Origin of the sequence: Enterococcus massiliensis, assembly GCF_001050095.1 — a bacterium.
Classification (GTDB): domain Bacteria; phylum Bacillota; class Bacilli; order Lactobacillales; family Enterococcaceae; genus Enterococcus_C; species Enterococcus_C songbeiensis.
On sequence record NZ_CVRN01000007.1, the window covers coordinates 176,380 to 190,113 of the forward strand.

The 13,734-nt window shown below is 40.8% G+C and carries 17 protein-coding genes, 1 tRNA gene and 1 other annotated feature; of the genes, 2 read left to right on the forward strand and 16 right to left on the reverse strand.

What is annotated here, in order from left to right; translation table 11 throughout:
* Positions 1 to 11: 11 nt before the first annotated feature.
* The 8 genes from sufC to BN1875_RS08135 form a co-directional block, all read right to left on the reverse strand.
* Entirely contained in the window at positions 12 to 785 is a 774-nt protein-coding gene (gene sufC / locus BN1875_RS08100) for a Fe-S cluster assembly ATPase SufC (protein ID WP_048604348.1), read from the reverse strand.
* Between the two features lie 188 nt (positions 786 to 973).
* Positions 974 to 1,825: a MetQ/NlpA family ABC transporter substrate-binding protein gene (locus BN1875_RS08105; protein WP_048604349.1), complete on the reverse strand. Its 852-nt coding sequence runs from the start codon at positions 1,823 to 1,825 to the stop codon at positions 974 to 976.
* A 20-nt stretch (positions 1,826 to 1,845) separates the two neighbouring features.
* Positions 1,846 to 2,532, reverse strand: coding sequence for a methionine ABC transporter permease (locus BN1875_RS08110; RefSeq protein ID WP_048604350.1), 687 nt, complete (start codon positions 2,530 to 2,532; stop codon positions 1,846 to 1,848).
* Positions 2,525 to 3,559 carry a methionine ABC transporter ATP-binding protein gene (locus BN1875_RS08115; RefSeq protein WP_048604351.1) on the reverse strand — a complete coding sequence of 345 codons (1,035 nt, stop codon included), beginning with the start codon at positions 3,557 to 3,559 and terminating at the stop codon, positions 2,525 to 2,527. Before BN1875_RS08115 ends, BN1875_RS08110 begins: the two co-directional genes overlap by 8 nt.
* Positions 3,560 to 3,627: 68 nt before the next feature.
* Positions 3,628 to 3,882: a binding site (T-box leader), on the reverse strand.
* A 59-nt stretch (positions 3,883 to 3,941) separates the two neighbouring features.
* A complete protein-coding gene (locus tag BN1875_RS08120; RefSeq protein ID WP_048604352.1) occupies positions 3,942 to 4,280 on the reverse strand; it encodes a glycine cleavage system H family protein in 339 nt (112 codons plus the stop codon).
* The gene (locus tag BN1875_RS08125) at positions 4,262 to 4,636 is read right to left on the reverse strand and encodes an arsenate reductase family protein (protein WP_048604353.1); all 375 of its coding nucleotides are present in this window, start codon (positions 4,634 to 4,636) and stop codon (positions 4,262 to 4,264) included. The genes BN1875_RS08120 and BN1875_RS08125 overlap by 19 nt, the downstream gene beginning before the upstream one ends.
* Positions 4,633 to 5,817, reverse strand: a complete 1,185-nt coding sequence (locus BN1875_RS08130; protein ID WP_048604354.1) for an FtsW/RodA/SpoVE family cell cycle protein — start codon at positions 5,815 to 5,817, stop codon at positions 4,633 to 4,635. The genes BN1875_RS08125 and BN1875_RS08130 overlap by 4 nt, the downstream gene beginning before the upstream one ends.
* Before the next feature lie 177 nt (positions 5,818 to 5,994).
* Positions 5,995 to 6,231 (reverse strand): hypothetical protein, encoded by a 237-nt coding sequence (locus BN1875_RS08135; protein ID WP_048604355.1) that lies wholly within the window; start codon positions 6,229 to 6,231, stop codon positions 5,995 to 5,997.
* 137 nt (positions 6,232 to 6,368) lie between these two features.
* Between BN1875_RS08135 and BN1875_RS08140 the strand changes: the two genes are divergently transcribed.
* Positions 6,369 to 6,441: transfer RNA gene (locus BN1875_RS08140), tRNA-Thr, on the forward strand.
* 127 nt (positions 6,442 to 6,568) lie between these two features.
* Here the strand turns inward: BN1875_RS08140 and upp are convergent.
* The 6 genes from upp to BN1875_RS08170 form a co-directional block, all read right to left on the reverse strand.
* Positions 6,569 to 7,198 (reverse strand): uracil phosphoribosyltransferase, encoded by a 630-nt coding sequence (gene upp / locus BN1875_RS08145; RefSeq protein ID WP_048604356.1) that lies wholly within the window; start codon positions 7,196 to 7,198, stop codon positions 6,569 to 6,571.
* A 136-nt stretch (positions 7,199 to 7,334) separates the two neighbouring features.
* The gene (glyA, locus tag BN1875_RS08150) at positions 7,335 to 8,573 is read right to left on the reverse strand and encodes a serine hydroxymethyltransferase (protein ID WP_048604357.1); all 1,239 of its coding nucleotides are present in this window, start codon (positions 8,571 to 8,573) and stop codon (positions 7,335 to 7,337) included.
* 123 nt (positions 8,574 to 8,696) lie between these two features.
* Positions 8,697 to 9,512, reverse strand: a complete 816-nt coding sequence (locus tag BN1875_RS08155; protein ID WP_048604358.1) for a MetQ/NlpA family ABC transporter substrate-binding protein — start codon at positions 9,510 to 9,512, stop codon at positions 8,697 to 8,699.
* 75 nt (positions 9,513 to 9,587) lie between these two features.
* Positions 9,588 to 10,259, reverse strand: coding sequence for a methionine ABC transporter permease (locus tag BN1875_RS08160; protein WP_048604359.1), 672 nt, complete (start codon positions 10,257 to 10,259; stop codon positions 9,588 to 9,590).
* Positions 10,256 to 10,975: a methionine ABC transporter ATP-binding protein gene (locus tag BN1875_RS08165; protein ID WP_048604360.1), complete on the reverse strand. Its 720-nt coding sequence runs from the start codon at positions 10,973 to 10,975 to the stop codon at positions 10,256 to 10,258. The genes BN1875_RS08160 and BN1875_RS08165 overlap by 4 nt, the downstream gene beginning before the upstream one ends.
* Positions 10,976 to 11,017: 42 nt before the next feature.
* Entirely contained in the window at positions 11,018 to 12,028 is a 1,011-nt protein-coding gene (locus BN1875_RS08170; RefSeq protein ID WP_048604361.1) for a lipoate--protein ligase, read from the reverse strand.
* Positions 12,029 to 12,259: 231 nt separating this feature from the next.
* Between BN1875_RS08170 and BN1875_RS08175 the strand changes: the two genes are divergently transcribed.
* Entirely contained in the window at positions 12,260 to 12,655 is a 396-nt protein-coding gene (locus tag BN1875_RS08175) for a GNAT family N-acetyltransferase (RefSeq protein ID WP_048604362.1), read from the forward strand.
* Between the two features lie 48 nt (positions 12,656 to 12,703).
* Here BN1875_RS08175 and lpdD read toward each other — a convergent pair whose 3' ends face one another.
* Both lpdD and BN1875_RS08185 read right to left on the reverse strand, forming a co-directional pair.
* The gene (lpdD, locus tag BN1875_RS08180; RefSeq protein ID WP_048604363.1) at positions 12,704 to 13,117 is read right to left on the reverse strand and encodes a prenylated flavin chaperone LpdD; all 414 of its coding nucleotides are present in this window, start codon (positions 13,115 to 13,117) and stop codon (positions 12,704 to 12,706) included.
* Positions 13,110 to 13,676, reverse strand: a complete 567-nt coding sequence (locus BN1875_RS08185) for a UbiX family flavin prenyltransferase (RefSeq protein ID WP_048604364.1) — start codon at positions 13,674 to 13,676, stop codon at positions 13,110 to 13,112. Before BN1875_RS08185 ends, lpdD begins: the two co-directional genes overlap by 8 nt.
* Positions 13,677 to 13,734: the final 58 nt, after the last annotated feature.

Below are 13,734 nucleotides of genomic sequence, written 5' to 3' on the forward strand. Positions count from 1 at the left end.
TCTCGCCCCCTCTATGCTTCTTCTTCGCTGTATTCGATACCTAATTCGTTGCTGATTCCGGCGTAGCCTTCTGCTTCCAACCGTTTGGCAAGATCGGCATTTCCTGTTAATACCACACGACCATCCATCATGATATGAACAACATCCGGTGTGATGTAATTTAATAAACGTTGGTAATGGGTGATAATCAGAGAACCAAAATTATCTCCCCGCATTTCATTGACACCTTTTGCAACAACCTTCAAAGCATCAATATCCAAACCGGAATCAATTTCGTCTAAAATCGCAAATTTTGGTTCCAGCATCAATAATTGCAAAATTTCGTTACGTTTTTTCTCCCCGCCAGAAAACCCTTCGTTTAAATAGCGTTCTGCCATTTCTTCCGGCATATTCAACAAGTCCATTTTTTTATCTAATTTTTTTAAAAATTCCATGACCGACATTTTATGGTCATCATCCCGTTTGGCATTAATCGCTGCCCGCATAAATTCTGCGTTGGTGATTCCCGGAATTTCACTTGGGTATTGCATCGCCAGAAAAAGACCTAGGCGTGCCCGTTCGTCAACGTCCATTTCCAAAATATTTTCACCGTCAAGAAGCACTTCTCCTTGGGTAACTTCGTAGTTGGGGTTGCCCATGATGGCAGCAGACAAGGTGGATTTTCCTGTGCCGTTTGGTCCCATGATGGCATGAATTTCACCGGTTTTCAGCGTTAGATTGACGCCTTTTAAGATTTCTTTATTTTCAATCGATACATGTAAATCTTTCACTTCTAAGACTGACATAATGTATTCCTCCAATAATCATTCATTCTCACTCATTTTAGACTAATTGAGAATGAAGTTCAATGATCCACTGCTAAGATCTGGCATTTTCGCGCTATTTCGTGATAAACTTTTCTTTTTTATAAGAATATTTCTAAAATAAAAAACGAAATCTCTCCGTCAGAAAGATTTCGTTCGTTTGTTAAGAATTATTTTGCGTCAGCATCAACGATTTTGACAGACCCTTGCCATTTTTCATCAACAAAATCTTTCACTTCGTCACTGTGCAATGCTTCGATTAATTTTTTGATGGAATCTTTGTTTTCATCGCCACTACGAACAGCAATCACGTTAACGTATGGAGAATTGTCGCTTTCAACTAACAAGGCATCTTTTTTCGGATTCAAACCGATGCCGTAAGCAAAGTTTGCGTTGATGGCAACCAAATCAACATCTTCGTTTTGGTAGGTTGTTGCTAGCAATTCTGGGTTGATATCGTGCTTGAATTCGATGTTTTTTGGATTTTCATCGATATCTTCAAAAGTAGCGGTTTCTGGATCAACGCCTTCTTTCAAGGTCAACAGGTCAGCATCTTGGAAAATCGTCAAGATACGGCCCCAGTCAGATTCAGAGTTGGATGTGATAACGGTCGCACCGTCTTTCAAATCTTTGATGTCTTTCAATGTTTTTGAATACAAGCCCATTGGTTCGATGTGAACGGCTCCGGCATTGACAAAGTCATAGCCGTTGTCTTTGATTTCTTTGTTCAAGTAAGGAATGTGTTGGAAATAGTTGGCATCAATGTCTTTGTTTTCCAACGCTTTATTTGGCAAGATATAGTCATCAAATTTTTTGACTTCTAATTTAATGCCTTCTTTTTCCAATAATGGTGCCGCTGCTTCTAAAATTTCCGCATGAGGAGTTGGTGAAGCACCTACTGTTAAGGTTGTTGTCTTTTCTTCTGCTGCTGAGGAGCCGTCAGTACTGCTTCCGCCGTTTCCACATGCTGCTAATCCCGCTGTTACTAATAATACTGTTGCTAATCCAAAAATCTTTTTCATATCCTGTTTCCTCCCTTTTTTTAACGCTTATCGGTTTTTTTCGTCAAGAAATCACCAATTCCTTGAACAATAAACACAATAATCAAAATAATAATCGTGGCTACCATTGTTACTGTGTAGTTTCCACGTTGAAACCCTTCCTGCCATGCCAGTGCACCAAGACCACCGGCACCGATTGCTCCGGCCATTGCCGTGTAACCGATCATCGAGATTGTTGTCACTGTGATTCCTGAAATCAGTGCCGGAACACTTTCTGGAATCAATACTTTTCGGATCACCTGCCAATAATTGGCACCCATCGCTTCGGCAGCTTCTAATACACCGGGGCTGACTTCACGAAAGGCAATCTCTACTAACCGAGCATAAAATGGTGCTGCGGATAAAACTAATGCGGGAATTGCTGCTTTAGCTCCCAACATTGTTCCAACTAAAATCATCGTAAACGGAATAATCAAGACCATCAAAATCATGAATGGCGTGGAACGGAAAATGTTGCTGATGATGGAGATCAAATTATAAAAAATTCTGGCAGAAGTTTGTTGCTTTCTTCCCAGAGAATACAGAGCCAAACCAAGCAGCAATCCGATAATCACTACTAAAATCGTTGAGATCACTGTCATGAACAAAGTGTCATAAAAGGCTTGTTTCATTGTATTCCAGTCAATCATTTCCAGATTGAAATAGGTTTCCATAAATCCTTTATCCATGATGAATCACCTCCACGCCAACTTGTTGTTCAGCAAAAAAGGTAATTGCTTGATCGACTGCCTGATCTTCTCCTGAAAGCAGGACGGTCAAGGAACCGAATGAGCCTTCTTTTGCCTGACGGATTTTCCCGTACACCACATTGATATCAATATCAAATTGTCGAATTGCTTGTGAAATTACCGGTTCATTGGCATTGTCTTCATTAAAGGTCAAGGTCACTAAACGTCCAGTTGGATTTTCAGCGATAAATTCCTCCAACAATTCTTCCGGATCTTCCCGTGGTTTGAAGTCCTGTTGCACAAATCGTTTCGTCACTTCTTGTTGCGGATGACGAAAGACATCTACGACCAATCCTTCTTCCACGACTTTTCCCAGCTCCATGACGGCTACTTTATTACAGATTTTACGAACCACATTCATTTCATGTGTAATCAATACAATCGTCAATCCTAATTTTTGATTGATGTCTTGTAGTAGTTCCAAGACTTCTTCGGTTGTTTGGGGATCTAAGGCACTTGTTGCTTCGTCACACAATAGAATCTGCGGATCGTTTGCCAATGCTCGGGCGATTCCGACCCGTTGCTTTTGCCCACCGGATAATTGCGATGGATAGGCATTGCCTCTTCCCTGCAAACCCACCAGTTGCAATAAGTCTTCTGCTTTTTGTTTTCGCTCAGCTTTCCCAAGTCCTGCAAGTTCCAATGGCAATTCGATATTTTCGATGACCGTTCGTGACCACAGCAGGTTAAAGTGCTGGAAAATCATTCCGATATTTTTTCGAAATGCCCGCAATTCTTTGTTCTTCAGTGCAAGGATGTTCTGCTTATTGACGATTACTTCGCCGGCAGTTGGTAGTTCTAGTCCATTGAGCAATCGCACCAATGTACTTTTTCCTGCACCGGAATATCCTACAATGCCGTAGATATCTCCCGGTTCAACCGTTAAAGAAACATCATTGACCGCGTCGATTCGGCCATTTTTGCCTTCAAATGTTTTTTTGACATGCGTCAATTGAATCAATGACATGCTCTTCCCATCTTTCCTTTAGCGTATTTTCTAAACAAAAAAACTTCCGTCCTTGTGCATATTTCTATACAAAGGACGAAAGTTATCATCTTTCGTGTTACCACCTTGATTCGTTATTGTTTTACAACAATAACCTTATCCGGTACTTGACTGTTTCTCGCATACCGTTGTGCGTTAACGGGCACCCCCGTATCAAGCTAGTCCTTAGACTCACTTCATCCGCTCAAAGACCATCTTCCATCTCATTTTCGTTACCCGTTTGCAGCAATTCCGGGCTCTCTGTGAACGTTAGTGACATGTACTCTTCTTTTCAAAGCTTTCAATTATTGATGAAATTGTAACAACGTACCTTACATGTGTCAATTATTTTCTGAAAATAATTTTAAAGTTTATCAAATTCGGCTGGATCAACGTCTTTAAAAGCGACGATCCAGGCATTCATTTCGTCTTCATCATTTAAGATATCCACGGATGCATCAACTTTTTCATTCACGGAAGAAACGACACCTGACAAAGGACTTGGAAATTCGTTGACAGCTTTTTCTGCTTCAACTTCCAGCAATGCTTCCCCTTGTTTCACTAATTTTCCTACTTTAGGTAAAGAGGCAAAGGTGATTTTTCCAAGTTCATCCTGCGCTTCCTTCGTCAATCCGACACAATATTCGCTGCCGTTAAACAGCACCCACAAATTATCTTTTTTCTTTAGACATTTCTTTTCCATGATTCTTTCGCTGCTCCTTCAAAATCAATTTCTTTAAATCCAATGGCTTGGATTTTGCCATTTTTTTCCAGAATGGGACGCTTGATCAGCATACCATCTGTTGCCAACAATTCGCAAGCTTCTCGCATGTTGAGGGTCGGCACGATAGTTTTTAATCCTAGCTGACGATAGTTTACACCACTTGTGTTAAAAAAGCGACGAATTGGCAAGCCGCTTTCCTTCATCCAGCCTTCCAGCTTCTCGGCAGTCGGCGGTTGTTGAATCATATCAATCAGTTGATACTCTATTTCATGGGCATCCAGCCAGGCTCTTGCCTTTTTGCAGGTACTGCATTTGGGGTACCAATAAAGATTCATTCTTTCACTTCCTTCGAAGTTTCTGCTTGAAACCGCATCGATAAAATCAACCCGATTCCGATCATGTTTCCTAAAATCGAAGATCCCCCTTGGCTGATAAAGGGTAAAGGTATTCCCGTCAGCGGCATCAGCCCGATGTTTGCGCCGATGTTTTCAAATACGTGAAAGAGAATCATCATAATGATCCCGCTGGCAATGTAGGCATAAAATTCGTTGTTGGTGTCAAAACACACCCGAATCATGCGGTAAATCAAAATAAAATAAAGTAAAATTACAAAAGAGCCGCCGATAAAACCAAAATTTTCTCCAATAACCGTGAAAATCATATCGGATTCTCTTACTGGGACGTAGACATCACTGACGTTGAATCCTTTTCCAAACATTCCACCAGACCCAATCGCCAACAAGCCTTGTGCCGGTTGATAACTTAGTCCAGATGTGTCATGGAAAGGATTGAGCCAGGAATCGATTCGGGCAAATTGATAAGATTTAAAGCCGATATTGTACAATAATTCCCGACCGGTTTCTGTTGTTACCAGATAGATGGTCCCGCCACCAATGACCACAAAGAGAGCCACAACAGGAATAATGATTCGCCAGGAAATTCCTGACATTAAAAACACACCGCCTAGAATAGCCAAAAAGACTAGCATCGTTCCGAAATCTTTTTGCAACATTACTAATCCCAAGACCGGCAATGACACCAACGCCATCTTGCCAATCAAAAAACCATCCGTCGATAAATTACGATTTCGATATTTGACATTGTGGGAGGTAACCACTAATGCCAACATTAAAATAAAGGCGATTTTCATTAATTCTGCCGGCTGAAAAGTAAAGGAGCCGAACTTAAACCAGTTTTTTGAACCGGTCACATTGGCTAAATCTTTATCATAAAATCGCAACAGCGCCAACATAACGGCTAAACCCAGTCCATAGATAAACGGGGTTAATTTCCAAATCCATTTTGATTTCAAGTGCATGATAACAATAATTGCAATGGTTCCTATAACGTACCACAAACTTTGGATCGCCATTTTTTGCAGTACATTTTGCCCGGTGGGGTCTTGGCTCAAAGCCACGTATAACGAAGCAAGGCCGACTAAACATAATAGAAAGACCGGCAAAATCACGCCATAATCAATACGGCTGTCGGTCGAAGTTGATCGTTTTTTTTCCATGATTCCTCTCTTTTCCTTCAAAGATACACCTTATCATTATAGAGGTGTTGTTACAGAAAAGAAAGACATCCCGTCCTTCATTCAGAAAAAATTTAGAAATACCGTTTGCGGACTGATTGAAGTCAGACCGTATAATTTCACTAAAAAAATATCACCGAAAAAAATCGGTGATCAAGTTTAAATCTTTTTCATATGTTTATAATTGATGATTAACACACCATTGCTTTGCGTAAGTAACTGTTGATTGTCAGGAGTTTCATCCAATTCGATTACTGCAGAATTTTTCAGCTGCTTTGTAACGGTCCCTGTCTGCGGTTTGCCATAGATTGAAAATTTCACATGAGTGTCTACTAAAAACCCTTCTCCAGCTTCAGAAGGAATTACTGTTGCATCAAATTTACCAAACGTTGCCATTCACAAAACCTCCCTTTATATATATTCATTATAGCACACTTTGTGAAAATTTGCAGAAATTTTGCTAATAAACTCTTTTTTTACTACATTTCTCTTTACAAACCTCCTTTTTTTTTCTATAATTCTTGTTGTGTCACGCCGGCTTAGCTCAGTTGGTAGAGCATCGCACTCGTAACGCGGGGGTCGTAGGTTCGAATCCTATAGCCGGCATAACAAAAGAAAGTCAGCAATCTTAGAAGCTAAGATTTGCTGGCTTTTTGTTTTTTTAATTATCGCTTATCCAAAAAAATCCTGCCGAATTCTCCGACAGGAATTTTTTCATCACTCGTTACAAAACCTATTTTGTTCCAAATAAACGGTCACCGGCATCGCCAAGTCCAGGAACGATATAGCCGTGTTCATTCAAATGATCATCCAAAGCTGCCGTGTAGATATCAATATCTGGATGAGCTTCTTGTAAGGCCTTGACGCCTTCTGGTGCAGCTACGAGACAAACAAATTTAATGTTTGAACCGCCGCGTTTTTTCAAGGCATCGATTGCCATGATTGCAGAACCACCAGTTGCCAACATTGGGTCAACAACAAATAGCTGACGAGAATCGATATCTTCTGGTAATTTTACAAAATATTCATGAGGTTCCAAAGTTTCTTCGTCCCGGTACAAGCCAATGTGTCCAACTTTAGCTGCTGGAATCAATTCCAAAATACCGTCTACCATTCCAATTCCGGCACGTAGGATCGGAATGATGGCAACTTTTTTCCCTGTTAACGTTTTTTGTGTAGTTTTGACGATTGGTGTTTCGATTACCGTATCTTCCAATGGCATATCACGAGAAACTTCATAAGCCATTAACATGGCGATTTCATTGACAACTTCACGGAAAACTTTTGTTCCGCAATTTTTTTCCCGAATAATAGTTAGTTTGTGTTGAATGAGTGGATGGTCGATTACTTGAAATTTGCCCATGATGATTCTCCTTTAGTTTTCTTCTATTTTAAAGCAAATAATGAAGAGAAACAACATTTCTTCTAAATTTGCTAAAAATTCCGCAAAAGAAGGCGGGGACCATTCATTGAATGGTGCCTCACCTTTTGTCTGCCGATTATTGATAAATCGGGTGTTTATCTGTTAAAGCCTTCACTTCTTCTTTTACTTGTGCCAGAACTTCTTGGTCTTCTTTGGCACGTAATGCCTTTACAATCAATTTTGCTACTTCAACTGCATCTTCTTCACTAAATCCACGACTAGTAATTGCCGGTGTTCCCACACGAATTCCGCTGGTTTTGAAAGGACTCAATGATTCGAATGGAATTGAGTTTTTATTAACGGTAATATTTACACTGTCCAAAATGGCTTCGGCTTCTTTGCCGTTCATTTCAAAATCACGCACATCGATCAATAGCAAATGATTGTCCGTTGCGCCAGAAACCAACCGAGCTTCTGGGGCTTGATTGAAAACTTTAGCCATTGCTTGAGCATTCGTAATGACTTGTTCCGCATACTCTTTGAATTCCGGTGCCAGTGCTTCTTTGAAGGAAACTGCTTTTCCGGCGATCACATGTTCTAGTGGACCCCCTTGAATACCAGGGAAAACAGCGCTATTGATTTTTTTCGCTAATGCTTCGTCATTAGTCAAAACCATTCCGCCCCGTGGACCGCGTAAAGTTTTATGGGTAGTGGTGGTCGTGATGTCTGCATAAGGAACGGGTGATGGGTGCAAGCCTGCTGCAACTAACCCGGCGATATGTGCCATATCTACCATTAGTTTTGCACCGATTTCATCAGCGATTTCACGGAATTTTGCAAAATCGATGGTGCGGGAATAGGCACTGGCACCTGCAACAATCAATTTAGGCTGATGTTTCCGAGCTAAAATCCGTACGACATTGTGATCGATCACTTCCGTTGTTGGATCAACACCGTAGCTGACAAAATGATACGTTTTACCACTGAAATTAACTGGTGAACCATGAGTTAAATGTCCCCCTGCGGATAAATCCATCCCCATGATGGTGTCGCCGGGTTCCACTAAGGCTAAATAGGCTGCCGTGTTAGCTTGTGAGCCGGAATGCGGCTGCACGTTGACAAATTTGGCGCCAAATAATTCTTTCGCTCGATCGATTGCTAAATTTTCAACGACATCGATGTATTCACAACCGCCATAATACCGACGACCGGGATAACCTTCAGCATATTTATTGGTCAATACACTGCCTTGTGCCGCTAATACCCCTTTTGAAACAATATTTTCCGAGGCAATCAGCTCCAAATTGTTTTGTTGCCGTGTAAATTCATTTTCGACTGCTTGCCATAATTCTGGATCAAATTCTTTATAGTCCATTGAGAACAACACCCCTCTTACCTTGTTAGTTCGAATTGTACCATAGTTTTCTCTACTGTGAAGACCTTAGGCTCTGGATAGACAAAAAAATCTGTATGCACCTCTTGATGCATACAGATTTTTTTAATCAAAGGAAGGAATCAATGTATCCTGGTGTTCTTTTTCTAAAAATTCGTGAACTTCAGGGCTGGTCATGGCTTTTTTCAACACTTTGATTTTTGCGGAATCTTGATTGTCTTCCCGTGCGACTAAAGAAATCGCAAAGCGGCTGTCGATTTTCTTTTCCAATAAAATAGCATCACTTGGTTTCAACCCAATTTTTGCGATATATGTTGGGTAATCATAGACCATTGCTACATCTTTTTCATTGTAAGCTTCCGCAAGATTTAAAAGATCCACCGACAACCACTTGAAATTGTGGGGATTTTCCACGACATCTTTAAGAGTTCCATTGAAGCCGGCATCTGCTTTCAATTCGATTAAGCCCGCATCCGCTAAGATTGCCAATGCCCGACCTTCATTGGAGACATCGTTTGGCAACGCAATCGTTGCTCCATCCGGCAAATCAGCGATATCTTGATAATTTTTTGAATAGAAACCAACTTTTGCGTCATAAATTTTTTGAATCATGACTAGATTGGCATCTTTTTCTTCATTGAATTTTTCCATGAAGGGTTCATGTTGTGCAAAGTTAGCATCTACTTCTTTATTTTTCAATAGTTCATTGTATTGTATGTTGTCATTAACTTGGACTAATTGAATGTCCCAACCCTCTTTTTTAGCGACTTCTGCGGCTTTTTTTACCACATCTGTCATTGGTGACGTTTGACTTGCTACTTTGATGACTTTCTCTTCACTGCTTTTATTACTGTTGTTGCCGCAAGCACCTAATAAAAGTGCTGCTCCCAAAACTGCGATTCCTACTGCGATTTTTTTCATCTATTTTTTACCCCTTTAATTTTTTTAGTAAATCCTCTATCCCTGTTTCAAATTAGCAGACAAACAGAGGAGGAGTTATTTTCGCTTATCGATTCTTCTGGCGATTGTGGTGCCCAAAAGTTGAATCCCAAAAACAAAGAGAATCATGATGACAATCGTTGTGTACATGATGTCGTATTCATAATTCTGATAGCCGTAACGAATCGCAAAATCACCGATTCCTCCACCACCCACGATTCCCATGACTGTAGAATACGAAACCAGACTGATGGAGGCAGAAGTAAAGCTCAAAACCAATCCACTGCGGGCTTCCACAAATAAAAATTCCAACAACAACTGGCGGCGGGTAGCCCCTAAAGAAGCCGCTAATTCCAAAATCTCTGCTGGTACATCCAGCAGGACCTGTTCCACCAAACGAGCATAAATCGCTGCTCCGACAAAACTTAGAGGAAAAGCAGCGGCATAGGTGCCAAAAGCTGTTCCCATGACAAGTCTGGTCAACGGAATCAAAGCGACGACAAATAATAAAAACGGAAAGGAGCGGACGATATCCACATAAAGATTCAGCACCCAGTACACCCCTTTATTAGGTGCCACGCCTTTTTTTCGTGAAAGAAAAATATAGGTGCCAATCGGCAGACCGACAAGCAGTGACGCTGCCATCGCAATGCCCATCATAATCAATGTATCCCCGATGGCTTGGAACATTTCCGGTCGAAATTCATTGAGTCTTTCCCAATAATTCATTCCTGCAACCTCGCAATCACTCGCTCTTCATAGCTGTCTGTACTTTGCAGTGAAAGATTTTTAACTGGAGTAATTGCCTTTAACTTTCCTGCTTCCAAAATTGCTGCTCGCTGGCACAAGGCCTTGACTGCAGCTAATTCATGACTGACAAAAACGATAGTTGGTTGAAATTCTTGATGCACTTTTTTTAGAAGTTCCAAAATATCCGCCGTGCTTTTTTCGTCCAAAGCTGAAGTAGGTTCATCACACAAAATCATCTTAGGATTATTTACCAACGCTCGAGCGATTGCCACCCGTTGTTTTTGTCCTCCGCTCAACTGCCGCGGATAAGCTGTCTCTTTTTCCTGCAATCCGACAAAATGCAACAACTCTTTGACTTTTTGCGGTTCTTCCCGTCCCAATAATTTTAGCGGCAAAGAAATATTTTCAAACACCGTACGGTTATAGAGTAAATGGTATTGCTGAAAGACCATGCCAATCGATTGTTTCAATTGACGAATTGCTCTTTGATCCAGTTTCGCTACTTCTTTACCCTCTAAAAAAAGCGATCCCTCAGAAGGCGTTTCCAACAGGCTCATTATTTTTAACAGCGTGGATTTTCCCGCACCACTTTCACCAACGATTCCAAAAATTTCATGGGGAGCAATCGTCAAATCCAGCGGAGCTAACACCAACTGCTGATTGTATTCCTTTGCGATACCTTTCAGTTCGATCATAATGGTCTCCTTGATAGTTTTAGTCCGTCTTTCAACTTTTTCCTATTCAATCAATAAATCCAACAACGTTTCGTTAGTCAAATGGCTGAAATACTGATCTGCTTGAATCTGTTCAATGACCTGTGCCAAAGCTGGTCTTCGATAGTCTTTCCCAATAAATAATGCAGCCAACTCGCTGGATTCCTTTTGACCAAAATAATCACCGTAAAAAATCAAATCCGTGATTTTTCCTTTAGCCACTGTCAAACGGGCATCGATGATTCCCACTGCCGGATACCGACGACGCCGTTGCAACGTGTAGGTAGGTGCTTCTCCATAAATCCACACTTCATTGCCATAAAGACTTGTCACCAACTGATCAATCGCCTGCTCGTCTTCTGTCGATAATTGAATCTGCTTGTCCGCAATTTGAGTGATATCTTCCACCGAAAATAATTGTTTCAACAATTCGTCGCGAAATTCTTCGATACTTAATTCCTGATAGTTTTCAGACAAATAAGGACGCAAATTGGTCACATGGCTACGAACTGATTTGGTGCCTTTTGATTCGATTTTATCCTTGGCAACCTGCAATGCTTGAGGCAAAACATCCAAATCAACATCCAGCATCAAAGTACCATGAGAAAATAATTTTCCTCGCTTCTTATACATGGCATTGCCTGAAAATTTTTTGCCGTCAATCATCAGATCGTTGCGTCCGCTGACTGTGGCTCCGGTTGCGCCTAATTTATGGATGGCTCTTAAAATCGGTTCGGTAAATTCTTTAAAGTTTCCAAAATTCCCATCAGCTTTGGTCACAAAGCTAAAGCTAACATTTCCCAAATCGTCATAAACTGCCCCGCCACCAGACAAACGACGTGTCACCGTGATCCCCTTTTCTCGAACGAAGCGTTGATTGATTTCCTCCAACGCATTTTGATTCCGCCCGATAATGATACAGGGTTCTTGAATATAAAATAATACCAATGGTTCATCAAATTCTTGTTCCAACAAATATTGTTCTGTCGCTAAATTCCGGCGAATATCGTGAGAAGGCATCACATAATAATACATCTCAAAGAATTCCTTTCTTGTCAGATTGACACTACTTTTACTACTGTACTATTTTTCAAAAATATGTCAACTATACAGCACAGATTTTTCTTGTTTAAACATCTATATTTACCGAAAAGCAACTGTTTTTAATCTGTATCATTTTTTATTATATAAAGCAATTCCACACTTTCTGTAGCTAAAGACAAAAAAATGCTACAATTAAAAAAATGATTTTTTTGGAGGGAATTTATGCCGTATCATTTAGCACTCAATTCTGCCATCCAACCTTTTGAAGTTCCCGCCTTACGTGAAAGTATCGGGTGGGGCGGTCGGCCGCAGGATTATCCCCAACTTTTTGAACGTTGCAATTTTTATGCTGACATCCGAGAAACTACGACAAAGCAATTAGTAGCATTCGGCTATGTTTGTGGTATGGGATTGGAACACGGATATCTGGAAGACATCATGGTTCATCCTGCTCATCAGGGAAAAGGTCTTGGAAAACAATTGATTCATGCATTAATCACCGAAAGTAAACAACAAGGATTGGGTATTCTGACCTTGTCAACGGATGAAGAGACCGCCGCATTTTACCAAAAGTGTGGCTTCGATTTGGAAATTTCCGGGGTGATATATCTGAATTAAAGGCGCTAAACGCAAAAAAACCGCAAACTTTTTGTTTGACGGATTTTTTTAGTGCGGTTTTTCGTTTTTTTGATAATACTGAGGTTCTTTCTCAGAAAATGGGTTTGTGGACAACCATTGCTGAAGCTGCTCTCCCAATTGTGCAGCCATCTCAAAAGATACTGCAATTTGTGCTTGGGTGATTTGATCCACATGAACACCAGACAACAGAACACAGTTTCCCGGCAACAGCGCTTGGATCATAGGTACAATGACCTGTGCTAAACGATCGTCTTTGTGAAATCGTCCGTCATGGCTGGGAAAACGAAGCGTTTCGGGTAAAATATCTTTTGAAAATGTCGTCACAGTACCAATATGAGGATAATCCCCCCCAGTCAACTGAAGTAGCAAATCTTTATTTCTCACCGTTGCGCTGATTTTCATTGTATACTTTTCGGCAGAAACTTGAAATTCTTTACTCATCGCCACCCCATCTTCCTTGACTGTCATTGGCGATGCCTAATGCATCCAACAATTTCATGGTGTGATGATCCACCAAATCTTGGATTGTTTTTGGCTGATTATAAAAAGCTGGGATCGGCGGAATGATTTGCACGCCTAATCGTGAAAGCTTCGTTAAATTTTCTAAGTGGATTGCGTTTAACGGTGTTTCTCGTGGAACTAAAATCAGTTTTCGTTGTTCTTTTAAGGCAACGTCTGCGGCACGAGTAATTAAATTGTCTGCTAATCCGATGGAAAGGCTAGCTACTGTTTTCATGCTCGCTGGAACGATCACCATGCCATCGGTCAGAAAGGAACCGCTGGCAATCGCCGCTCCTAAATCTTTGTTGGAATAGTGATAGTCCAACAAACCTTCCACCTCTTTCAATGACATTTCCGTTTCAAGCTTGAGGTTTTCTTTCGCCCATGAGCTGATTATTCCATGCGTTTCAACATCAGGAATCGCCTTTAATTTTTTGATTAGGTCAAGTGCATAGATTGTTCCTGATGCTCCGGTGATTCCAATTACGATTTTCTTCATTTGTTTTACTCCCTTCTAAAAAATGCCGCAGCAAAAAGTTGCGGCATTTTCCATCTGT